The organism is Bordetella muralis (assembly GCF_054781015.1).
This window is the reverse complement of record NZ_BAAGVF010000010.1, coordinates 151,135-171,876: the sequence shown is the minus strand read 5'-3', so window position 1 is coordinate 171,876 and position 20,742 is coordinate 151,135. Positions and strand designations below refer to the sequence as shown.

The window sequence follows — 20,742 nt, the reverse complement described above, 5'->3', positions numbered from 1 at the left end:
ACCGGGAATTGGACCCGGTGGGTTGAAAGTGGAAAATGCGTCAGTCGGCGCTGATCGTTGACGTCTGAGCCAGCCGTTCGGCGATGCGATGGCGCACATTTAGGCGAAATTGCTCATCGGTGATGCCGGCAAGCAGGTTGGCGGCCTCCAGCGCGATCAACGCTGAGGCCTCTTCGATGTCGGCGGCCAGGATGGTGTTGCGCAGTTGATCGCCGAGTTGAAGCGCCTGCGAGGACGTTCTGAAGACCTGGACCTCGCGGCTCAGGTAGCAGCCGTTGCCGCCGAACTCGAATAGCCTTGGCTTGCTGCAATACCAGCAGCCCTCAAACTGTATGGCGGTCAGGTTATGGCCATCATCGAAGCGGGTAGCGATCAGAAGCAGGGCTTCCAGGTCCGCGCTGTCCTCGAAGTGGTGGTGCTCTATCAGGTTCTCCAGCTCCCCGTCCTGGTCAGCACCGAAGTGCGCGGCCAGCCGTTCAAGCAGAGGCGGAATCGACAACTCTTCGTCGTCGGGCATGGGGATTCCGAGTTGTGTGGCCAGGTTTTCCAGACCGTCCAGCACATCTGTCCAGCGTGGATCATTGGTCTCGGCGATCTGGGCGATGTAGGCCTGCCCATTGCCGGGATGGTTTTCGTCGAGCGCGAAGGCATCGAACAGTGCCTTGATGACGGGAGTAACGCGGTCGAGCACGAGAACGCCCGTGCCTTCGTAGTAGTTGTTTGCCATGCTGGCTCCTTTCGAGAAGAGCGGAGCCAGCCCCTGCGGACGATGGCATCCGCAGGGAATAGCCCAGGGCCGTTGGCGCCGGGCGATGGGGAAGAAAAATTGAGGGACATGGCCTTATGAGCGCATGTCCCTCACGGGAGGATCGAGAAGACAGTGGCGTGCCGGAGACCGACTCACCAACCGCTGTAGTTCACCAGCAGGTCGGCGATGACCTTGCGGCGTTCCAGATCGAGACCGTCGAAGTCCGACAGCCCGTGGAAGTGGCAGCGCTTGAGCATGGCACCGCCCTCGCGCGCGTTGTAGAAGCTGACCATGGCGGACAGGAACATGCGTTCGCCGCTGCTCAGGACGCCGAGGGCATCGTTGAGCCGCAGCATGTCGGGACGCAAATCCCACTTGGTGTTGGCCCGGTTCAGGCCTTCACGGGTGCCGTCGCCGAACCACTCGGGACCAGCAATCTCGACACCGCGCTTCCAGGCCTCGAAGAAGGCTTGGGGCGCGGCAGCGAAATGCTGCTCTTCCCGCATGATCTGATCGACGACTTCCCGCGGCAGTAGCTGGTTCATGATGTGATTTCTCCAGTTGGATCAGGGAATGGCGAGCTGGGACCAGCCGCCTCTTTCGAGGGCGCGTTGAGCCGCGGCATAGCTGCGGAAGTACTCGCGGGATTCCCGCGAAACGGGACCTTCGGTATCGCGCGTGCCGATGTAGTGGCCGGCGGCGCTTTGCAAGACTTCGAGCGGCAGGAACTTGCCGCAGTAGGTCAGGGCCAACTGGCCGAAAGAGGCTTGCTGGGACATGGACGGGCTCCTTGGAAAAGCGGGGCCTTGTCCCTCACGGGATGGCAGCTCCCGCACGCGGTTGATAAAAAGCATCAGCGTCACGGGGACGCTCATCCGCAGAATTGATGCGATGCGGACTGGTGGGTGACGCGGGAGAGACCCGCGGCAGCCTGGAACCCTGGCTGCTGGCATGTGCTGACGAATCAGCGAACATGCGGGCAGCTTCTTGCGAGGGCCGTGCTGCGTCAGTTGGAAAACCGCATCCGGCACAGCCCCGATTGATGGGCTCAGAGAAAAGAAAAGCCCCGCGTCGAGTGCGGGGCTGTCAGGAGGGTGCGGTGGTGCTGGGTCAGTCGGGCTTGTCGCCCAGGACATGCTGCTTCCACAGGTCGAATGCCTGCTCGGGCGGCAGCTCGGCGAGGATGACGATGGGCTGGGCCTGCCGGGCGCGCAGCGAAGCGAAGTACGACTTGCGGTCGGCGATGGCCTTGAGCTTGATGCCCTTGATGAACAGCAGTTTGCGGTCCTTGATGAACAGCACCTTGTTGCCGATGTCGCGGTTGAACGCGGCTCGCACCTTGCGTTCCGCGTGCATGGCATCGGCCAGCTCATCGACCAGGAAGTCGAGCGTCATGGCGATGTAATGAGGGTCTTCACCCTCGTGGCCCAGGTCGAGCGGCGCAGGCGGCAGGCCCTTGGCGAAGGCTTCGGCCTGCGCCAGCAGCGCCGCCTTGCCGTTGAGTGCGTGGAGGAACGTCGAGCCGCCGTGGCCGTCGTTGCGGGCCTCGGCGATGGGAATGCCGTCGAACACGATGGTCGCGGTGAAGCACAGCGTTTCCTCGCTGGCGAAGTCGGCCACCTTGAGGTTCTTCAGCGTGATGCGGTCTTGCTTGGTGATGGTTTCCATGGGAGATCCTGAAATCGACCGGGTGGCGACATGCCCCTAACGGGACGTGGCGACCATCCCGTGGGTTGGAGAAAGGAGGCATCGATGCCCCGGTGGGCAGCGTTCGCCGGTGAGATGCCGAAGCGAACTGGTGGGTGGCGTGGGCGGAACCCACGGCAGCCTTGACACCCTGGCTGCGGGCTGCTGCCGATACATCGGCAATGCAGGGAGAGAATGGCGCGGCCGGCAGGCTGCGTCGTCGATCAATCCGAATCGGTCAAGTCCGTCTTGTGCAGGCACTGCACCAGCCGGTTGCCCAGCCAAGCCATGCACGGGACGGCCATGGAGTTGCCAATCGCCTTGTAGCGCGGAGCGTCTGCGGCAGGCTTGCCGCGATACGGGATCAGCGTGTAGTCGTCGGGCATGCCCTGCAGCCGCTCGCACTCCATGGGCATCAGCCGCCGCACCCGCCATTGCGACCAGTCCGCTGCACCGGATTCATTCCAGTCGTAGCGGAAATGTGCCTCGAAGTCGGGGGCCAGGACATGGGGCTTGTCTGCGCCGCCGCCGCTGGTACGCAACGCCGCTGCAACGCTTCCGCCCAGTTCGGCGGCAAGACCCTGCGTCCGTCCCCGCAGGGCAACGCAGGCCACCATCGGCACACCGTAGCCCGGCTTGCCGTTGGACAGGACGGTGCAAGACACCTGTCCATGCCCCGACTCGAAGCGCACTTCGCCGCGGTTGTTCTGCGCGAAGGCGATGGCGGGTACGACGCCTGCGTTCGCATGGCTGTTGCGATGCCCGCCGGCACGCAGCGTCGGCGTCAGGTCGATCGTGGCGTCCGCGCCGCTGCCCTGGGCGGTGAAGGCGATGATCGGCACGCCCTTTCCCGTACCGTCCTCGCTGCTGCCCTTGCCGTTGTTGGCGGTGTCGAGGGTGTGGGCGATGCTGCCGGCGATGGACTGCACCATGAACGTCTCGGTGCGGATGTCGTGCTTGGGACCCGCGGCCATCAGGCATGCCGCAACATCGACGGGGCCGATGCCGCCGCTGAATCCGAACGTCGTCGTGACCTTGCCGTAGGGCTGGTTCAGTCCAGCGAATCCTGCGTATCCGCCTGCTGCAGCAGCACCCGATCCAGCAGCGCGGGCAGCTTCTTGCCACGGCGCGCGGCCCGCAGAAGAATCCCCGCGCAGGCCTGTGCGCTCAAAAAGTACTTCGGAGGGATCGAGGTCATCACCACCACATGCCACAAGAAACACGCGCTTGCGGCGTTGGGCGACACCGAAATATTGAGCGTCGAGCACGCGCCAGGCGATGCGGCGGCGGGGTCCAGACACACAACCAGCGTGCGCCCATTTTTCCCCTGGCGGCTGGAGCGCACGGCTTTCTCCGGCCAGTGCTCCCAGGAAATGCCCGAAGGCATTGCTGCGGTCGTTGAGGACGCCGGGGACGTTTTCCCAGACGAGCGTTGCCGGCGGGCGGCGGTCTTGGTGGCGGGTTTGGTCGATGGCATTTGCAAGCTCCACATAGGCAAGGGTCAAGGCGCCGCGCGGGTCGTTCAGCCCCTGGCGCGCGCCGGCAACGCTGAACGACTGGCACGGCGTGCCGCCGACCAGGATGTCGGGCGCCGGCACGATGCCGGCGCGCACCTGACGGGCGATCGCGGTCATGTCGCCCAGGTTGGGCACATGGGGGTAACGGTGGGCGAGCACGGCGCTCGGGAACGGCTCGATCTCGGCGAACCACGCGGCTTTGAGGCCGAGGGGTTGCCATGCGAGGCTCACGGCCTCGATGCCGCTGCACACGCTGCCGTACAGCAGTGGCGCGGCCTGGGGCGCACCGCGAAGGGTGCAAGGTTGCGGGTTCATGTCGGGTCTCCTGTTCGTGTGGCCCGGGGCGGGCCGGGACGTTGATAGGCAGGAGAAAGGCGCCGAAGGCCCTGCGGCCTTCGGCTCGGGAGGACAGAACCACCCGTGGGCTGGTGCAGGCCCGGTCGTCGCTAGAACCGTCTGCTCATCAGCAATCACACCCGGCGCATGTCGTGGTTCGCGCCGGCATCGTCTGGCGCACATCCGCGCACAAAGGGAGCCCGTTTTTGCGCCGGCGGGCACCGGCACCGAATACCGCTGACCACGAAGGGTCTCCGGGTGGCTCGCGCAGCTTGGCAAGCCACCGGGGGACCCTTCGCAGAGGCGGGAGAAATGCAGATCAGCAGAACGCGCAGGAGGCGGTTCGCGGAGAAGCTACCTTCAGGTCCCGCGGCCGGGGACGGCCAGGCGGGACGCGCACACGGACAAGAAGGCGTTGCGCGCTGGGCGTCCCGCAGGGCGTGCGGAACACAGGCCGCGCCGCCGATGGCGGGCACGGCTCACGGGGAACGGGGTCGGTCAGGAGCCTTTGCGGCCGCTGCGGCGCGGGCGCGAGGCACCACGCCTGGACGTGCCGGATTCGACCGGCAGCGTGCCTTTGCAGTCGGGGTAGCGACTGCACGACCAGAATGGGCCGCTCTTGCCGGTGCGCTGGCGCGTCGGTGCGCCGCACTGTGGGCAAGGCGGTCCGTGGGGAACCTTGATGGACAGGGACGTGCTGCCGTACTGCGCGATCAACTGTGAGATCCATGCAGCCTGCTTGCCGATGAATACGTCCAGCGTGAGCTGTCCAGCTTCGATCATGTCCAGCGCCTGTTCCCAGACGGCGGTTGTCCCTGGGTCGGCAATCGCTGTGGGCACCGCGTCGATCAGGGTGAAGGCCGCATCCGAGGCACGGATGGCGCGGCCCTTCTTCACGAGGTAGCCCCGCGTCAGCAGGCCACTGATGATGTTGGCCCGCGTCGCTTCGGTGCCGATGCCGACCGTATCCTTGAGCTTCTGTTTCAGGCGCGGGTCCGAGACCAGTTTGGCGACGCCCTTCATGGACTTGACCAACTCGCCCTGCGTATAGGGTCGAGGGGGCAGCGTCTTGAGCGCCTTCAGATCGACGTCGGCCACCTGACATGCCAGGCCCTCGCGCAGCGCGGGCAGTACCTGGCTGCGCGCCGCAGGGTCGCCATCCTCCTCGGATTGCGGTTCGGCCAGCACCAGGTGCCAACCCTTGACGACGACCTGCTTGCCGGTGGCCGCCAGCGTCTGCTGGCCGCAGGAGAGGTTCGCCACAGTGCGGTCGAACTCGTGGTGAGGAAGGAATTGCGCCAGGTAATGCGCCCGGATCAGCCGATACACTGCCAGTTCTTTCTCACTCATGGTCGAGAGGTTCGCCGGTTCGAGCGTCGGGATGATGCCGTGGTGAGCAGACACCTTCGCGTCGTTCCAGGCGCGTGAGCGTTGAGTGCGGTCGAGCTGGTCCATGATCGGTCGCAGCAAGGGATCGGTCTTGACCAGGCTGTCGAGGACCGTTGGCACCTCGGCGAACATGCTTTCGGGCAGGTAGCCCGAATCGGAGCGCGGGTACGTCGTGGCCTTGTGCGTCTCGTATAGGGCCTGAGCAATGTCTAAGGTCTCCTGCACATCGAGCCCAAGCTGCCTGGAACACACCTCCTGCAAGGTCCCCAGGTCGAACGGCAGCGGCGGGCCTTCCCGCACGCGCTCGGTTTCGACCGCCACCACCTGGGCGCTGTCCGCGGCGCGGATCTGCTGCGCGGCGTGCTGCGCGATGGGCTGCTGCAGGCAGCGGCCGGCGTCGTCGGTGCATGTGTTCGGGGGAACCCACTGCGCGGTGAAAGCCTGGCCACCAGCGGACAGGGACACGTCGATGGCCCAGTACGGCACGGACACGAAGGCGGCGATCTCGCGGTCGCGGTCCACGACCAGTTTGAGCGTGGGGGTCTGGACGCGGCCGACCGACAGCACGCCGTCGTAGCCAGCCTGTCGTCCCAGCACCGTGAACAAGCGGCTGAGGTTCATGCCGACGAGCCAGTCCGCCCGAGAGCGTGCCAGCGCCGAGTAGTACATCGGCAACGTCTCGGCCGATGGCCGGAGCTTGCCGAGTGCCGCGCGGATGGAAGCATCGTTGAGCGCCGACAACCACAGCCGTTCGATGGGGCCGCGGTAGCCGCACAGGTCGATGATCTCGCGGGCGATCAACTCGCCCTCGCGGTCGGCATCTGTGGCGATGACAAGCTGGGTCGCCTTAGCCAGAAGCGCCTTGACGACCTTGAACTGCGTGGCGGTCTTCGGTTTGACCTCGACCCGCCAGTGCTGAGGAATGATGGGCAACTGCTCGATGGACCAGCGCTTCAACTGCTCGTCGTAGGCTTCGGGCGCTGCGGCTTCTACGAGATGGCCGATGCACCAGGTGACGGTGACGCCGGAACCGTTGAGGCAGCCTTCAGCGCGCTGCGTGGCACCGAGAATCCGGCCAATGTCTTTGCCCTGGGAGGGCTTCTCGCACAAGAACAGCCGCATGTCCGTCCATCCCGATTCCCGTTGTTCATGGAGTTGCTGGAATCGAGGATGCCGAGCGCCACCTGGGGCAGCAGCAAACAAGCCGCATGCGGCGGTGACCGCTTTCACGGGATGGAATGGCTTGTGCGGGGGTGGCGCGTGGCCGCAGGTGTGCGGACCGGGAGCCGCGATATGAGGGAGCGCGTGAAAGTCGGTGGACGTTGGTGGAGCTATCCCCTGGGGATAGCTCGCGAGCGCATGGAGGGCGGCGAAGACGTGCGACCGCCCTCCATGCCGGTTCACTTCCTGCGCTTGGATTCTTTCGGCGCAGCCGGTTCCTGCGCGGCCTGGGGCTTGGGCTCTGCCTCTTGCGGCTTCGGGCTGAGGGTCACGGATTCGATGCGGTACGGCAGGATGCCGACGCTGCGCGCGTTGATCTGCCAGGTCTCGCGCGGCTGATCCTCGTTATCCGTCCAGGGTTCGCGCTCCATGCGGCCGACGACCAGCACGCGCATGCCTTTCTGGTACAGGTCCTTCCAGTGCTCGGCGTCGCGGTGCCAGATTTCCACCGGCGCCCAGAAGCCGCCCCGGTCCTCGAACGTGCCATCCTTCTTCGGCACAGGGTTGTCGAAATAGACGTTCAGGCGTAGCAGGCGACTGGGTTCGTCGTTGCCGTTGGGGAATTCGCGGTACTCCGGTGGCGAACCGATGTTGCCTTCGCCGGAAAAATGCGTGCTCATGATGTGATCTCCGTGGTGGTTGAAATACCCGTGCCTCGTCGGCGCCGGGAGCGTGCTGGGTGCCCGGCGCAATCACCGATCGCGCATTGCGGCGGGAATGGGCGTGAGCCGGCGCAGGTAGGCGTCGTCCGCCTCGGCCGCCTTGCTGGCGCATTCCTGCGCCTGCCTGCCCAAGGTGTGCAGCAGGCTGATCTGCATGTTCAACGTGATGCGCTGCAGCTCGATCGCGTGCAGGTCGGCCAGCAGGTTGACGGGTGTGCTGCTGCTGGCGACCAGCTCCCGCCACAGCGCCACGCCCATGGCCGACCTGTCGTGTCTGCGCCAGCGCAAGAAGACGGTTCCTGCGCCAGTGGTCTGTTGGGCCAGTTCGATGGGCAGCAGGTGGAAGGGGTGCCCGCATGCCTGCTCCAGTACCTGTCGCTGTGCCAGGGCAATCAACTCGTCGCGCATGGCGAAGCACTGGCTGGCCCAGGCCTCGAAGTCCCCTTTACCCTTAAAAGGCTTTAAAAGGCCTTTTAGATAGGCCGCGTGTTCCAGCCGCATGAAGGCACCCTGTTGCAGGCCTCGGAAGTAGCGGGTCGGTGGGTTCGGATCGCTCATGCCGGCTCGTCCTCGCCGGCTGCGGCTTCGGGCGACTCTGCGGTGGTGGTTTCATCGCCGAGCAGTGATGCTTCGGCAGGACCGTCGCCGCGCTGCTTCAGGCCACGGCGCACGATGGGCGGCGCAAACTTCGACCGGCGCGTGCCTTCCAGCACGTCCTGCGGCAGTTCGCCATACTTCTCCAGCGCTGCCCGCGCTGCGGCATTCTTCGACGCGAAGTCATCGCGTGTGCAGCCCGAATAGCGATACTGCTGGGCCAGCGAGAACAGGCTGCGCAATGAATGTGCGCCCTCGTTGAGCCAGCGTTCCAAGGTGCTGCGGTCAATGAGCGCGGTGTGATGGGCGAGGATCAGCTTGCGGGCGATGTCGTCGTAGTCGGCCAGGAGATAGACCGCGGCAAAGCCGAGCTGCGCGTTGACGAAGAGCGGGAGCTTGACCGGCTGCACGTTGAGGTTTTCGCCCAGGCTGAGCGCCGGCGGCACACTCGCCAGCGCCTGGTCCACCTGCTCGCGCAGCGATTGCAGCGTGACCTTGGTGTGGTCGAGCTTGTCCTCGATGCGCAGCATCCACCAGTCCGAGTACGGATCGTCTTGTTCTGAGCCCCGCCGCATCTTGTTCATCTGAGCGATATAGCCATTCAGGCCGACGATGCCCGGTCGCCCCTCGGCGGCGGCGCGGCCATGCCAGATGCGGGAAGCGTGATGGGTGTGCAGGGTCAGCGACATCGCACTGCGCAGGGAGCCGAGATTCAGTTGCAGAGGTTCATTGGTTGCCATGGTGTCTGCTCGTTGTTGGAAAAGGAGCGGCCAGCTTCGACAGGAAGCGGAAGGCAGTCAGTCAAGAATCCGAATCCCGGCGGGCCCCGGTTTAGGGCGTGGCGGTTGCATGCGGCGCGAGCTATCCCCAGGGGATAGCTCCATGGAGCGCTAACGAACGCTGCACGCCGAGATCAGGGGGGACAACGCCGATGCTGCGGCAGATGGTCGATCCCAGGCCTGCGACAGCTTGGCGTTGTGCCCAGCAGCGGAACTATCCCCAGGGGATAGCTCTACTGGCGGCCATGGGCATCTAGTTTCACCGCCTGGCATGCCGACTCATTTGCTGGCGAGCAGATTGCGTAGCCGCTCGATGTGCTGCTTGGCGACTTCTGGCGGCACTGGCTTACCCTGCGGCTGAGGTGGCGGTGCTGGTGGTGGTCGCTCGTTTGGTGGGACGGATGCCGATGGCGCGTCTTTCTTGGCCCAGGCATTGAACTCGCCATGGATGGCGCGCTGGATGATGCCGAACAGATACCCCGCAGGATTGCGTATGCCATGACTGCTGCATCGTGTGGCCCATTCGTCCAGCACGGCCTGTCTCAGCGCGGCATCAACCTGCTGCAATGCCACCCTGGCACCTGTCTGCTGCTCTGCCTTCAGTTCCGTGAAGCGCTTGGGCCATTGCAGATCGCCCAGCGCGCGCGCCTGCGCGGTAGTACGTACTTCATTAATACGACTACTACGTACTGTACGGGCCTGCTTCGGATTCCGAAGAGAGGCGTTTGGCACGGGTTTCGCCCCTGCTTCGGATTCCGAAGATGGGTCATCCGCATTCCGAAGAAGGCTCGATACTCCTTCTTCGGAATCGTGGGCGGCGTCCTCCTGTGGATAACTTGCGGCGGCCGTGATGCCTTGGCTGGCGAGGCGTTCTGCCAGAACCTGCAGCCGCGACGGCAATGTGCGCCCGGAGAGCAGCGGATCTTCCGCGATCTCCTTAAGGGTGTTCAGGCCGACCATCTGGACGGCCTTGGCCGAATGGCCGAGGGACTGGCTGACCAGTGCCAGGTAGTCGGCGTCGAGCTGCATGGCCTCGAAGGGCGTCAGCGGTTCATCGTGCAGAACGTAGAGGTTGCCGAGGATGCGGCCGGTCTTGGGGTCACGCCGTCGCCGCACCAGGCTCAACCATCGGGTGAGGCGCAACAGCGTCAACGCTCGGGCCACGGTTTCATGCGAGGCCTGCCCGGCGCAGGGCATCGATGCCAGCCAGGGTCGAAGCTGCTCATACGTCGGGAAGGCTGTCACGCCATCGTCGTTGAGCATCAGCCGGAACACCTGCCAGGCGTTGCGCTCCAGCGGCGTAAGGCGACGGTCGAGGAACAGTCGCCGCGGCACGGTCTCATGCCGGTTGCCGCTGAAGAGGAAGGCATCGCCGGACGTGGCGGGCGTCGGCGCAGGCATAGGTGCTGGCGCACTGGGCTTGGGCACGAGGTCTTTCAAGGCGGCGTCGAACAGGTCCGCGAGTGCGACGGGGCCACGGCGTGGTGCGGTGTCGTCCACGGCCATGGCTCAACCCAATCCTTGATCGACCCAGCTCTTGATCGAGGCCCAGACCACCGACAGAGGCAGCGACATGCCTTCGGCCAAGTCCATGGCGGCGTCGAGAATGGAGGTTTCGTCTTCGAGATCGACATTCCTGCTGCCGGTCACGGCCTTCCATTGCCGCCACAGATCCGTGTCCTGTTTCTCGTCCAGCACGGGGTGGCGGCCCTTGCGCTTGGGCAGGCCGAGGATTTCGCGGCGAAGCGCCACCTCTTGGTGGGTCAGGCCATAGAACCGACTGACCATCTCGGTGCTCGCACCCAGCCTGAGCATGCGATCGACCGTGGCGATTTCCTTCTCCACGTCCTGCGCCTGCTTGAGTAGTCGCCGGAGCACTTCGCGGTTGACCGTCACCGAGCACCAGGAGACGTTGGCGTTGGCGAGCACGCTGATCAGCGCGGGATGCTTGAGGGCGTCCAGTTCTTCCTCACCAAACCCCATCAGTTTGCACCGGCGCAGTTGCCCATTGCGCAGGTCATAGAGGGCCTGCGCGATGACGGCCTGGTTGAGTGGGTGTGGTGCGGACATGCTGGCCTCCCTCGCTCACGTTCCAAGGTCCGCAGCGCCGGCTTCAAGATCGAGCAGGCGCCGGGCCAGCCGCAGCAGCCGGAACAGCTTGACCAGCGCGGTGTCGCTCAATCGCTGGGCCGCATCACCCTGGCCGTGCAGCAATGCCGGCAGGTCGATGACGATTTGCCCGTCGTGCAGACCGACGTCGGCGGGCCGCTGACCGGCCAGGCACGCCAACAATGCGAGGACGGAACGGCCCAGCGGCGCCGGACTTTGGGTGCGGGCCCGGCAGGCGAAACCGATACCCTCTGCACGGTCATCAATGCACTCGTCCAGGTCTGCCTCGCTCGCGATTTCGCGGGCGAACTGTGCGATGTGGATGCGCAAGCGCTCGGCAGTATCCAAGCCGGGATCGATGTACCAGACATCGGAGATCGGATAGAGCCCGCCAGCCTGCACGGGGATGGACTGCAAGACGCTCGCCGAGAAGTCGGGAGGCAGCGCATCGCCCAACTGATCGGCGACCATGCGCTGGATGGACTGGAGCCGTTCGGTCGTCGGTGCCGGCGAAACGATGTGCTCCCGAAGCAGATCGCTCCCCGCCGCAGGGCTGGCCGGACCCGCCTGACTGGTATCCGTGTCGCTCTCGCGCGCAGGTCGGCCTGCAGGCGGCGCTGCCGATGCAGCCCCTGCGGTGGGTGGCGCGGTGTTGGCAGTTGGGCGCGCGATGGTTTCCGACTCCGGCTCCGGCAACGCAGGCGGCGTCGAGGGCGGCGTTGGGTCGCTGATCAAGGCGCGCTGCCGGCTTTCGGATTCGGTCATGTCCAGGGCGAGCACGTCGTAATTGACACCCAGCAACTCGGCCATCTGGCCGATCAGCTCGTCCTGTACGCGCTGCGCGGAGAACTCGTCGGCCTGGACGTCGAATTGCGACAGCGCTTCCTGGAAAAATTCGTCGAAGTCCTGAACCAGGGAGCGGCCCTTGGCGTAGCGCTCCCACGCGAGCATGCAGGCTTTGCGCATGACCGACAGGCGTTCGACCTGATGGCGACCGAGGCCGCCATAGAGCACGGTGGGGATCGCGGGCAGGAGATACTGCACCGCGTCGTTCATGCGGCTGATGTGCGACTGTTGTACCGGGAAGCCATCGGCAGCGAGGCGGCGGGCCAGCTCGGACTGGCTCAAGGTAGTGCCGCTTTCTTGCTCGTAGAACTCGCGTGCCTTCTCGACGCCGAGGGCGCGCTCGATGAACGTGAGGCCCCCGCGTAATTCATTCTCGGCCAGGTGGCCGGTCAGCATGACGACTTCGCCGCGGCTGGGCCACGGCCGGAACAGGCACGATATACGGAAAAACCGCTCGTCCTTGGTCTCTGACCATAGTTCGCGCAGGATCGCCAGCCGCGTATTTCCGCCGTTGCGGATGATGTAGTGGTCCTCACCTGGTCGGCGAGTGATGGCCGGCGCCGCGTCCAGACCGCGCTCGCGGATGGACGCCTTGATTTCCTCGTAGGCCGGGTTGCGTTTTTTCCTGGGATCGTGGTCGTAGGGGCGCAACTGATCTAGGGTCACGACCATGGGTGTGTCGGCGATCGGGTCGCTCAAGGTCGAGGCTGACGGGCCGCTGCGCTCGAACCCGGCCGCGAGCAGCTTGCCAGCCATCTGCTGGGAGGTGATCTCAGCCATGGCCGCCTCCCTGCGCTTGGTATCGGGCCTCGCGCTCGGCGCGGCGGATTTGCGCACGGGCATTCAGGGTCGCCCGGTGGTCACTGGCCGTCGAGCTGGTGTAGATCGCGGCGCAGCCAGGCTTGGTGAACTTGAGGTGGCCGCCAGGCGTGCGTTTGACGTGCCAACCTTCGCCAACCGCGAACTCGATCAGGGCGCGAAGCCGCTTGTGGCCTCGGGCAAGCTCATGTGCGTTCGCCATGGAACCTCCCGGCATCAAGAGGGTGTGGCGGACGGCCGGACACCATGGCAAATCGGTGCCGCCATTGCGGAAATAGTTCGTCTGCGAGGCCGCGCATGGTGTCGAGCGCGGCGGGGGCGACTCTGCCCGGCGGCTGGCGGTATTCGACCCGATGCACTGGCAATCCGCGCGTAGCTGCACGCGGATACGCCTCGATGGCCGGCACGTCGGTGGCCAGCACGCGGATGCCGGCATGGTCCTGGAAAAGATCGCGCAGGGCCTGCTGGATCAGCCGTGCATTGGCTGACACAGGGTGGACGCGATTGATGAGCAGATGCAGAGGTGGAGGCTCGATGCCCAGGTGCCGGTAGGGCGCAATGTCTTCGAGCAACTGCATGGTGCCGCGCCGCAGCTCGCGCGCCGCGAGGATTTCCGGGGTCACGGGCGACAGCGCGAGGTTGGAGGCGAGTACCGCCATCTCCAGCAGCACCGATCGCGCGCCTTGGGTGTCGATCAGTACCAGGTCATAGAGAGGCGCCAGGACCGGCAAGAGATGGCGCAACCGCAGGCGGCCATCCGGCGCGTGCAGCAGCAAGGTGTTCAGCTCGCCTCGGTGGTCGTTGGAGAGCACCAAGTCCAGGCCCGCGACGATCGTGCGGGACACAAGCAGCCCGAGGTCGCGCTCGTTGAAGGCCAGCAACTCGTAGATGCCACCAGGTGCGCGGTGACCTAGCTCGTAGTACGAGGACAAGGTGGGCTGCACGTCGAGGTCGAGCAGTAGCACACGCAGCCCCGCGTCGGCGGCAAGCCCGCCGAGGTTCGCGGCCGTGGTGGTCTTGCCGACGCCACCTTTTGTTGAAATGATGGATACGACCTGCATGGCGTTCTCCGTGTGAGGATGGGAAGTCCGCTGGAGAACGGGTCAGGCCCGGTTGTTGACGCGCTCGGCGATCCACTGATCGATCTCGATGGAGTCCCAGCCGACCGCGCGCACGCCCAGGCGCAGCGCCTTCGGGAACAAGCCTTTGCGCATCAGGTTGTAGATGTGGGCGCGTTTGAAACCGGACTTGGTTTCGACTTCATCAAGCCGCAGGATGCGGCGCTCGCTTGCGGGCAGTGCAGGTGTTTGCGACATGGCGGTCACTCCTGAACGCTCAGTGGCGTTTGTTGGCGTGACCTCCATTCAATAGACATGGATGGGAAAAGACATTGCAAATGCAATCTCCGCGATTGCACATACAAGATGGAAAACCTCAGACTGTCGCGCTACGCAGCCGGCGTCTGGCCGTGGCGAACTTGCCGTTTAGCGTCCGCTCCGCGATCCCCATGGCGCCGCTGTGATGGGCGACCAATGCACTGACCACCGCCTCCTGCGTCTTGAAGCTGGAGTACGGCACGCCCGAAGGCGACTGGCCGAGCATCAGGTCCAGCATGCTGCCGATAATGTTCAGGTAGGTGGCTTCGGCGCGATCACTGATCAGGCACTGTGCGCCAGCAGAGGGCGCCATCTGCTTGAGAAGCGCCCCGTGCTTTTCCTGCAACTCATGCAGTTGGCGTTTGTACTGGTCCAAGGTGGATTTCAGGGCCAGGCGCTCGACTAGCATCGCCTGCCCAGTTTCCAGCGAGATGAAGGGATGGGTGATGCGCTCGCTTCGGGAGAAGAGGAAGCCCGGTCGTTGCTCGGGATAGTGTTGGCGCATCCAGCGCTTCAGATCGACGTGGCGCACCGTCAGATCAGGGGAGTCGATCAGCGTGGAATCGCGCGTCGTGATGCCGTTCTGCCCGAAGGGCAGTTCTCCATTGAGGATGCCGTCGAAGATACGTTCGGTGCAAAGTCTCAGCTCGGCGCAACGTGGGCAGTCCAACGACTGCGGCAGGCGCCTTGGCGACGAAATCGAAGCCAGGATCACCTGCTCGTATCGCAGCAGCCCGGCCCAGCGGATGGACGCTTCGATCGGGCGATAGAACACCTTTGATGTTGGTGCATCATTCTTGTTCTCGTGCATGCTCCGTCTCCTTCCAGGAGAAGAACTACATGACCGACTCCTTTGTCACCGACCTCATGGTCGGCCTGTCGTCTGTGCAGGAAGTGGGCACCGAAGGCCGCTTCGTCATGTGGTTTGAATACTGCTCACCAGTTCGCGCAACTGGTAGTCGTCGTGTGCTCGATGTGCAAAAATTCATCGATTAGAAGGTCGAGCATCGGGACGTAGGCTCGACAGTGACGCTCACGCTATCAGGGTCGTGAGAAGTTACGGTTTCTGCAAAACCGTCTAGGTATGACCTGATATGCCAGCGGTCTCAGGAGGCGTTAAGGGGCCGCAATCGTCGTCGAATGTCCAGCCGGACGCAGCAAACCCGCGTCTGTCATGCTTGCCCCGTCATCCTGATATATCGACAAAGAATCGTGTGCGGAAACGCGGTGGCCAGCGTGCGCGTTCTTTCAAAGGAGCTTGAGCAGAAGGTCCTTGTGAGTTGTGGTGCAGGCGTTCCCAGCATCCGACCTGTGCCATCACCAGAACCATCTGCCTGATCGTCTTCACGATGATGGATGCGGGGCAGACAACCGGGCGTGGATGATGAGTTCGAGGCAGTCGCCTACGACGATGTACCGATCGTGGGTCTGGTGTACTGAGTGCAGCTCTTTGGACGTCTGTGGAACTCTTTGGACGAATTTGTTGCCGAGGACGAAAAACAAGGCTACAATTGAGGTCTTCGCTGGCCAGTCCAACGAAGAAAGTGTTTGGGAAACAACGACTTACTGTCCTAGTACACGTCTCGTTTCCCGCTCCAGATTCTAAAAAGCCCAAACTTCGGTTTGGGCTTTTTTTCATGCTTTCGAATATTCGCTGCCCTGGCGGCAGCGTTTCCATAGCACCCGAAATACAGCTGAAATCGCACGAGCCGCCGATGCGGATCATTTAACCGCCCTGGTCAGTCTCTATCCCAGAGCTCCCGGTAGAACTGAATCCGCGTCATATCTGGCTCAACGCCATAGGTCGAAAAGAAGAGGTCGTCGTAGCTCCGCCCAAAATTCACTTCCCAACTGATGCTATAGGTCGCAATAGCCAAGTCAGCCCAGCGATCTGCAATACCCAGTCTGGAAAGGTCGACGTGCGCGGAAAATCCACCGCCGCTATTGAGGAGCGTGTTCGGCACGCACGGATCGCCATGGCAGACTACCAAGCGCTCGGGCTCCGGCACCAGCTCGCTTGCCCCGACCCATGTGCCGCGATATGGGCAACTATGCACTGGCAGCGCATCATGGAATCGCCGTAACCCTGTCGCGATGGCACGCACCACGACTTCCGCTTTACCGTGCCACCGCAGGTCGACAGCTGGTATCGCGTCAATGGCCTCAGTAACGAGCCAGGCGGCGCCATCAACCTCGCCATAGTCAACGACGCGGGGAACCGCAACGAACTGGCCCGCCCAGCGTAGCTTCTCGGCCTCTATGACGAGGTCCACATCCGCCCGCTCGGCCGGACTCAAACCGACCGAAGGCTGCCACTTGATATAGCGTGCTCCCCGTTCGCCGTGACAACGAAAAGTCAGGCCTCCTAATTCATTACGCCATACCACCTCGACCGAATCGGTCCCTGCAAGGTCCAAGACCTTGTTCGGAATAGTTATGCCACCAGCCGGAACGCCTGCCGCTACCCGTTCATGACGCATTTGCTCTCACCATCGTTGCCTCGACTCATGTTATTGAATCACGGCAGTGATAGCCCCTGCCGACTCGCCGATGCATTTATCGCCTGGATGCCCTCAGGACACACAAGCGTTCACCCTCGTTCGGGTAAAGCAAGGCCGCTCACCCTCGCCCGAGCTCCCTGCCAATGGCCCGCTTTGCTTCAACAATACGCCGCAGAAAACGATCACGCCAGCGGCGGCGTTCCGTTAAAGCCTGCGCGGGCACGGCCTCGCGCATGCACGCTTCGATGCCGGCAATCAATGCCGGCCCCCACTCGCGCGGATCGGCTTGCTCTTTAGCCAGACCGTAATACATCGGACCAAGGTTCTCGCAATATTGTGCGACGCCATTTGCTGCATTCAGGTCTATGGTCGCAAACGGCCCCATGAAACACCAACGCAGGCCCAGTCCGTCGGCCATCGCGGCATCTACCTCAGCGGGAGTGCAGACACCATCCTCCACCAGACGAAAGGCCTCACCGAGCACAGCGCTTTGCAAACGGTTGACAACAAAACCGTTGATTTCCCGAGTCAGTTGAATCGGGCTCTGGCCAATTTCGCACATCAAGCCATGGACGAAACTCACCGTCGTTGTTGCCGTGGCAGGCGCCGGAACGAGCTCGACCAACGGAATCAGGTGAGGCGGATTGATCGGATGCGCCACCAGGCATCGTTCTGCATTGGCCAACTCCGCGGTAAAGCTCGAGGCAGGAAAGCCGGATGTCGAACTGCCGACAATTGTGTCAGCGGACAACAGCGCGTCCATTTCCCGATAGAGGGCCTGTTTGATCGGCAGTCTCTCGGGCGCGCTTTCCTGGACATAGTCGGCCCCTGCCAACACGTCTGCTAAATCGGCCGCTATCCGGCATCGCCCCGCATATGACGCGTCCTCAGATGCGACGAAAGCCACCGCGGCCTCAGCGGCCTCGAGCGAGCGATCATAAATCGCGACCTCATGACCGGCACGCGCAAATACCAATGCCCATGACGAGCCGACCACACCACATCCAACGATCGCCAGTTTCATTCCCTACTCTTTTTAATGACAGGCCTATTCGAACGGCCTCGATCGCAAAAGGCCCCGAGCAGCTCGCTATATATTCAACGAAGTGAACCGCCGCGCCGCACTCAGTTCACGGTGATGTTGCTGTCCTTGATCACCTTGGCCCATTTGGCGATTTCGCTGTCGACGAATTTCCCCAACTCTTCAGATGTTCCGCCACCGGCCTGTGCGCCTTGTTTCTGCAGCGCGTCCTTGACCTCCGGACTACGCAACACCACGTTGGCAGCATCCTGGATTTTTTTGACAATCGCTGGCGGTACTCCCGCGGGCGCGATCAGGCCGCTCCAGGTGTATGCACTAAAGCCTGGCAGACCGCTTTCGGCCACCGTCGGCGTATCCGGCCAAGAGGGATCTCGTTGCGCGGTACCGATGGCCAGCAGTTTCATCTTGCCATTTTTTACTTGCGGCCCGGACGACAACGCAGCATCGAACATCATGTCGCAGGTGCCGCCGATGGTATCGATGATCGCAGGACCGCTGCCTTTGTATGGAACGTGCGTGAGATGAGTCAGCCCCGACATGGACTTGAACAGCTCCCCCGCCAAATGCGATGGCGAGCCCGGACCAATCGAACAGTAGTTGGCCTTATTCGGATTTTCCTTGGCCCAGGCGATAAAGGACTTGACGTCACTGTAGGGTGCATCGGCCGGTGCCACCATCAACAAAGGAATCGTCATGCCCAGCACAATGGGCACAAAGTCCTTGACGGGATGGTATGGCAGCTTGTCAAACAGGCTGATGTTCACGACATGCGGACCGCTACCGTTCATCAGCAGTGTGTAGCCATCCGGCTCGGCACGTGCCGCGGCCTCGTTGCCAATGATGCCCGAAGCACCGCCGCGGTTTTCTACCACTACCGGCTGGCCCCAACGCTGGGTCAGACCCTGTGCCAGCAGGCGGGTCAGGATATCCGTGGAACCGCCAGCGGGATATGGCACGATGATGCGCACAGCGCGATTGGGGTAGTCCCCCGCGTCGTCGGCCATGGCCGTCAACGGAGTTGCGACCACCATCCCGAACAGACAGGCCGCCATCAAGGACCTGATTTTCATAAAGTCTCCTCCTCTTGTATTTTTTGTGCGGGCCTTTCCGGCTCCGCCGCGCGCTGCTTCAGGCCGCTGCGCGTTGCTCCCACCGCTCAGGCAGCACATCGTTCAGGCCGGACTGTTCTGTGGCCGAGATGGTCGTGCGCACGATGGAGCGCAGTTGATTAGGTCCCCAGGGCCTGCCACGATGCATGGTGGCACGGTTATCCCACATGACCACATCACTCGGCCGCCAACTATGCACGTAGGTATAGGCTGGCTCAGTGGCACGCTCGATCAGATCAGCCAGCATATCGGCGCCATCTTGGTCACCCATCCCCTCGATGGCGCCCGCATGCGATGCCAAGTACAGCGAACAGCGGCCATTGACTGGATTACGCCAGGTCATGCGGCGACGCACGGCCGGCAAGGCGGCATGCTCTTCGGGTGTCATCATGGTGCGGTCGATTTTGTTGCGCGATGTGGCATAGCTATGAATCACCACGGCGTCGCGCAGCGCGGCCTGCTCAGCCGCACTCAACCGTTCCCAGGCAGCGCGAGTCGAGGTGAATTCAGTCTCGCCGCCCTGCTCGGGAATGACGCGCGCAGACAGGACGGACGCCACGGCCGGTATCTGTTTGAATGAACTGTCGGTATGCCAGAGTTGGTTGGCTCGCGCGATGATCAGCGACTTGTCACTGGGCGGCACGATCTTTCCGTCTTGGCCGATGTTGCTCATCCGCGAATAAAACGTGCCATGGCCCGCCGAACCGACCTTGACCAACTCCAACGGCCCAAATCCGCGCGAGAACGTAGCCTGTACATCGTCGGTGACGGGCTGGTCTCGCCATACCAGTACGGAATACTCTTCGAATGCGGCGCACACTTGGGCAAACACCGCCGCGTCGGATGTTGCCTCGATCAAACCCACACCGTGAATTTCCGCGCCGAAGTCCGGATGCAGACGCTCGATACGCATGATGACCCTCCTGCTGATTGGGGACAAGGGCACACTGCAATACGCTTTGAAAAGCTTGCAGGTACTCTATCATCGAGCCCCGGAAAACAGGCCGGAAAGCCGCATTCCGGCTGCATTTACATATATGTGAAAATCCCGGCGCCAAGTTGTGATGGAGCCGAAGCCCCGGTCCTCAGGCAGTCGAATCCGGCTCGCCTGCCTGCGTAGATTTCGCGATTTCCAATTGGGCGATGCCTGCACGCATGGCCGCAACGACCTCGGCTTCTTTTTCTTCCAATCGTTGCACGGGACCGGAAACCGCTAACGCGAACAGCCGGCCAAAGCGACGTTCGGGCAGTACCATGCAAATCCCTCCTGCGCCTTGCTCCAGCGTGTGCTTGTTGAATACGTAGCCGTCGCGCCGGCCCTTTTCGACATGCAGCATCAGCTCGGTCAATGAGGTCTTGCGAGCCCGATCCGGCTCATGGAAATTGACTCGCCGCACGAGCTCGGCGATCTCTTCATCGTTGCGCGCGCCCAGCATGGCCCAGCCGCTGCCTGAACGCGTGATGGGCCTGATCGTGCCGATCGGCACGGCGTACCAGATCGGCAGACGCGAGGGGATCAGGTAAACATACTGGACATACAAGTCGCTTTGCGCGGACAGTGTGACAGTTTCCCCGTAGGCCTCGGATAATCGCTGCATCAGGCACAGCACCTCTTCGTTCTGGCCGAATAGCGCGCGTTGCACCCAGGTACCCAACGACGCCATACGCATCGTGGGCATGTAGGTGCGCGAGAAGCGGTCATAATCCAGGTAGCCCAGCGTCACGAGGCTTTTTAACAGCGCCGAGGCACTGGAGGGCGGATAGCCGAAACCACGCGTGAAATCCTTCAGCGCCATAGGACGCTGCTCGGTCTCGAAGGCCTCGAGTATTTCGAACACCCGCTGCGAGGTTTTGATGGGTTTTTCCGGCATGGCATGGAGCTTGGCGGCGCATAGGTCGCCGAAAGCATACGCTTTTTTCATCCCAAGGATCCATTCAGGAACAACGACTTAATGTTCTAATGCAGATCTCGTCTCTCTCCCAATTTGAAAAAGGGCCAGACTTCGGT

Annotated in this window: 22 protein-coding genes; 1 reads left to right on the top strand and 21 read right to left on the bottom strand. The window is 63.0% G+C overall.

What is annotated here, in order from left to right; genetic code table 11:
• Positions 1 to 40: 40 nt before the first annotated feature.
• From ACYVIT_RS25470 to ACYVIT_RS25395, 16 genes are all read right to left on the bottom strand, one after another.
• Positions 41 to 727, bottom strand: coding sequence for a hypothetical protein (locus tag ACYVIT_RS25470; RefSeq protein WP_009459708.1), 687 nt, complete (start codon positions 725 to 727; stop codon positions 41 to 43).
• Positions 728 to 900: 173 nt separating this feature from the next.
• Positions 901 to 1,293: a hypothetical protein gene (locus ACYVIT_RS25465; protein WP_009459709.1), complete on the bottom strand. Its 393-nt coding sequence runs from the start codon at positions 1,291 to 1,293 to the stop codon at positions 901 to 903.
• 21 nt (positions 1,294 to 1,314) lie between these two features.
• Entirely contained in the window at positions 1,315 to 1,527 is a 213-nt protein-coding gene (locus tag ACYVIT_RS25460; RefSeq protein ID WP_003290186.1) for a hypothetical protein, read from the bottom strand.
• A 331-nt stretch (positions 1,528 to 1,858) separates the two neighbouring features.
• Positions 1,859 to 2,416, bottom strand: a complete 558-nt coding sequence (locus tag ACYVIT_RS25455) for a hypothetical protein (protein ID WP_009459715.1) — start codon at positions 2,414 to 2,416, stop codon at positions 1,859 to 1,861.
• Between the two features lie 242 nt (positions 2,417 to 2,658).
• Positions 2,659 to 4,266 carry a DNA cytosine methyltransferase gene (locus tag ACYVIT_RS25450; RefSeq protein ID WP_009459716.1) on the bottom strand — a complete coding sequence of 536 codons (1,608 nt, stop codon included), beginning with the start codon at positions 4,264 to 4,266 and terminating at the stop codon, positions 2,659 to 2,661.
• A 519-nt stretch (positions 4,267 to 4,785) separates the two neighbouring features.
• The gene (locus ACYVIT_RS25445; protein ID WP_009459717.1) at positions 4,786 to 6,798 is read right to left on the bottom strand and encodes a DNA topoisomerase III; all 2,013 of its coding nucleotides are present in this window, start codon (positions 6,796 to 6,798) and stop codon (positions 4,786 to 4,788) included.
• Between the two features lie 278 nt (positions 6,799 to 7,076).
• Positions 7,077 to 7,517, bottom strand: a complete 441-nt coding sequence (locus ACYVIT_RS25440; RefSeq protein WP_019726334.1) for a single-stranded DNA-binding protein — start codon at positions 7,515 to 7,517, stop codon at positions 7,077 to 7,079.
• Between the two features lie 72 nt (positions 7,518 to 7,589).
• Complete coding sequence (locus tag ACYVIT_RS25435) at positions 7,590 to 8,117, bottom strand: DUF3158 family protein (RefSeq protein ID WP_009459718.1); 528 nt, start codon at positions 8,115 to 8,117, stop codon at positions 7,590 to 7,592.
• The gene (locus tag ACYVIT_RS25430) at positions 8,114 to 8,893 is read right to left on the bottom strand and encodes a PFL_4669 family integrating conjugative element protein (RefSeq protein WP_009459719.1); all 780 of its coding nucleotides are present in this window, start codon (positions 8,891 to 8,893) and stop codon (positions 8,114 to 8,116) included. Before ACYVIT_RS25430 ends, ACYVIT_RS25435 begins: the two co-directional genes overlap by 4 nt.
• A gap of 318 nt (positions 8,894 to 9,211) precedes the next feature.
• The gene (locus ACYVIT_RS25425; protein ID WP_009459721.1) at positions 9,212 to 10,438 is read right to left on the bottom strand and encodes an STY4528 family pathogenicity island replication protein; all 1,227 of its coding nucleotides are present in this window, start codon (positions 10,436 to 10,438) and stop codon (positions 9,212 to 9,214) included.
• 3 nt (positions 10,439 to 10,441) lie between these two features.
• Positions 10,442 to 11,002 (bottom strand): DUF2857 domain-containing protein, encoded by a 561-nt coding sequence (locus ACYVIT_RS25420; protein WP_009459723.1) that lies wholly within the window; start codon positions 11,000 to 11,002, stop codon positions 10,442 to 10,444.
• 15 nt (positions 11,003 to 11,017) lie between these two features.
• Positions 11,018 to 12,667 (bottom strand): ParB family protein, encoded by a 1,650-nt coding sequence (locus ACYVIT_RS25415; protein WP_009459725.1) that lies wholly within the window; start codon positions 12,665 to 12,667, stop codon positions 11,018 to 11,020.
• Positions 12,660 to 12,908 carry a hypothetical protein gene (locus ACYVIT_RS25410; protein ID WP_019726333.1) on the bottom strand — a complete coding sequence of 83 codons (249 nt, stop codon included), beginning with the start codon at positions 12,906 to 12,908 and terminating at the stop codon, positions 12,660 to 12,662. The genes ACYVIT_RS25415 and ACYVIT_RS25410 overlap by 8 nt, the downstream gene beginning before the upstream one ends.
• Positions 12,892 to 13,767, bottom strand: a complete 876-nt coding sequence (locus ACYVIT_RS25405; protein WP_009459727.1) for a ParA family protein — start codon at positions 13,765 to 13,767, stop codon at positions 12,892 to 12,894. Before ACYVIT_RS25405 ends, ACYVIT_RS25410 begins: the two co-directional genes overlap by 17 nt.
• 42 nt (positions 13,768 to 13,809) lie before the next feature.
• Complete coding sequence (locus tag ACYVIT_RS25400; RefSeq protein ID WP_009459729.1) at positions 13,810 to 14,022, bottom strand: AlpA family transcriptional regulator; 213 nt, start codon at positions 14,020 to 14,022, stop codon at positions 13,810 to 13,812.
• 118 nt (positions 14,023 to 14,140) lie between these two features.
• Positions 14,141 to 14,893 (bottom strand): hypothetical protein, encoded by a 753-nt coding sequence (locus ACYVIT_RS25395; protein WP_019726332.1) that lies wholly within the window; start codon positions 14,891 to 14,893, stop codon positions 14,141 to 14,143.
• 29 nt (positions 14,894 to 14,922) lie between these two features.
• Here ACYVIT_RS25395 and ACYVIT_RS25390 point away from each other — a divergent pair, with 29 nt between their 5' ends.
• On the top strand, positions 14,923 to 15,078 hold the full coding sequence (locus ACYVIT_RS25390; RefSeq protein WP_019726331.1) for a hypothetical protein: 156 nt from the start codon (positions 14,923 to 14,925) through the stop codon (positions 15,076 to 15,078).
• 743 nt (positions 15,079 to 15,821) lie between these two features.
• Here the strand turns inward: ACYVIT_RS25390 and ACYVIT_RS25385 are convergent.
• The 5 genes from ACYVIT_RS25385 to ACYVIT_RS25365 all read right to left on the bottom strand — a co-directional run bounded on the left by ACYVIT_RS25385 (position 15,822) and on the right by ACYVIT_RS25365 (position 20,656).
• Positions 15,822 to 16,562 (bottom strand): phosphotransferase, encoded by a 741-nt coding sequence (locus ACYVIT_RS25385; protein WP_415805780.1) that lies wholly within the window; start codon positions 16,560 to 16,562, stop codon positions 15,822 to 15,824.
• A 139-nt stretch (positions 16,563 to 16,701) separates the two neighbouring features.
• The gene (locus ACYVIT_RS25380) at positions 16,702 to 17,607 is read right to left on the bottom strand and encodes a 3-hydroxyacyl-CoA dehydrogenase (RefSeq protein WP_415805779.1); all 906 of its coding nucleotides are present in this window, start codon (positions 17,605 to 17,607) and stop codon (positions 16,702 to 16,704) included.
• A gap of 101 nt (positions 17,608 to 17,708) precedes the next feature.
• The gene (locus tag ACYVIT_RS25375) at positions 17,709 to 18,695 is read right to left on the bottom strand and encodes a Bug family tripartite tricarboxylate transporter substrate binding protein (protein WP_415805778.1); all 987 of its coding nucleotides are present in this window, start codon (positions 18,693 to 18,695) and stop codon (positions 17,709 to 17,711) included.
• Between the two features lie 58 nt (positions 18,696 to 18,753).
• Complete coding sequence (locus tag ACYVIT_RS25370; protein ID WP_415805777.1) at positions 18,754 to 19,647, bottom strand: TauD/TfdA dioxygenase family protein; 894 nt, start codon at positions 19,645 to 19,647, stop codon at positions 18,754 to 18,756.
• 172 nt (positions 19,648 to 19,819) lie between these two features.
• Entirely contained in the window at positions 19,820 to 20,656 is an 837-nt protein-coding gene (locus tag ACYVIT_RS25365) for an IclR family transcriptional regulator (RefSeq protein WP_415805776.1), read from the bottom strand.
• Between the last annotated feature and the right edge of the window lie 86 nt (positions 20,657 to 20,742).

What these genes read in the sequence shown, in the direction of transcription:
- ACYVIT_RS25450 (WP_009459716.1), bottom strand. Translation starts at nt 4,266, where the DNA reads ATGAACCCGCAACCTTGCACCCTTCGCGGTGCGCCCCAGGCCGCGCCA.
- ACYVIT_RS25460 (WP_003290186.1), bottom strand. Translation starts at nt 1,527, where the DNA reads ATGTCCCAGCAAGCCTCTTTCGGCCAGTTGGCCCTGACCTACTGCGGC.
- ACYVIT_RS25375 (WP_415805778.1), bottom strand. Translation starts at nt 18,695, where the DNA reads ATGAAAATCAGGTCCTTGATGGCGGCCTGTCTGTTCGGGATGGTGGTC.
- ACYVIT_RS25435 (WP_009459718.1), bottom strand. Translation starts at nt 8,117, where the DNA reads ATGAGCGATCCGAACCCACCGACCCGCTACTTCCGAGGCCTGCAACAG.
- ACYVIT_RS25465 (WP_009459709.1), bottom strand. Translation starts at nt 1,293, where the DNA reads ATGAACCAGCTACTGCCGCGGGAAGTCGTCGATCAGATCATGCGGGAA.
- ACYVIT_RS25405 (WP_009459727.1), bottom strand. Translation starts at nt 13,767, where the DNA reads ATGCAGGTCGTATCCATCATTTCAACAAAAGGTGGCGTCGGCAAGACC.
- ACYVIT_RS25470 (WP_009459708.1), bottom strand. Translation starts at nt 727, where the DNA reads ATGGCAAACAACTACTACGAAGGCACGGGCGTTCTCGTGCTCGACCGC.
- ACYVIT_RS25390 (WP_019726331.1), top strand. Translation starts at nt 14,923, where the DNA reads ATGACCGACTCCTTTGTCACCGACCTCATGGTCGGCCTGTCGTCTGTG.
- ACYVIT_RS25385 (WP_415805780.1), bottom strand. Translation starts at nt 16,562, where the DNA reads ATGCGTCATGAACGGGTAGCGGCAGGCGTTCCGGCTGGTGGCATAACT.
- ACYVIT_RS25365 (WP_415805776.1), bottom strand. Translation starts at nt 20,656, where the DNA reads ATGAAAAAAGCGTATGCTTTCGGCGACCTATGCGCCGCCAAGCTCCAT.
- ACYVIT_RS25425 (WP_009459721.1), bottom strand. Translation starts at nt 10,438, where the DNA reads ATGGCCGTGGACGACACCGCACCACGCCGTGGCCCCGTCGCACTCGCG.
- ACYVIT_RS25440 (WP_019726334.1), bottom strand. Translation starts at nt 7,517, where the DNA reads ATGAGCACGCATTTTTCCGGCGAAGGCAACATCGGTTCGCCACCGGAG.
- ACYVIT_RS25415 (WP_009459725.1), bottom strand. Translation starts at nt 12,667, where the DNA reads ATGGCTGAGATCACCTCCCAGCAGATGGCTGGCAAGCTGCTCGCGGCC.
- ACYVIT_RS25430 (WP_009459719.1), bottom strand. Translation starts at nt 8,893, where the DNA reads ATGGCAACCAATGAACCTCTGCAACTGAATCTCGGCTCCCTGCGCAGT.
- ACYVIT_RS25400 (WP_009459729.1), bottom strand. Translation starts at nt 14,022, where the DNA reads ATGTCGCAAACACCTGCACTGCCCGCAAGCGAGCGCCGCATCCTGCGG.
- ACYVIT_RS25455 (WP_009459715.1), bottom strand. Translation starts at nt 2,416, where the DNA reads ATGGAAACCATCACCAAGCAAGACCGCATCACGCTGAAGAACCTCAAG.
- ACYVIT_RS25445 (WP_009459717.1), bottom strand. Translation starts at nt 6,798, where the DNA reads ATGCGGCTGTTCTTGTGCGAGAAGCCCTCCCAGGGCAAAGACATTGGC.
- ACYVIT_RS25420 (WP_009459723.1), bottom strand. Translation starts at nt 11,002, where the DNA reads ATGTCCGCACCACACCCACTCAACCAGGCCGTCATCGCGCAGGCCCTC.
- ACYVIT_RS25395 (WP_019726332.1), bottom strand. Translation starts at nt 14,893, where the DNA reads ATGCACGAGAACAAGAATGATGCACCAACATCAAAGGTGTTCTATCGC.
- ACYVIT_RS25380 (WP_415805779.1), bottom strand. Translation starts at nt 17,607, where the DNA reads ATGAAACTGGCGATCGTTGGATGTGGTGTGGTCGGCTCGTCATGGGCA.
- ACYVIT_RS25370 (WP_415805777.1), bottom strand. Translation starts at nt 19,647, where the DNA reads ATGCGTATCGAGCGTCTGCATCCGGACTTCGGCGCGGAAATTCACGGT.
- ACYVIT_RS25410 (WP_019726333.1), bottom strand. Translation starts at nt 12,908, where the DNA reads ATGGCGAACGCACATGAGCTTGCCCGAGGCCACAAGCGGCTTCGCGCC.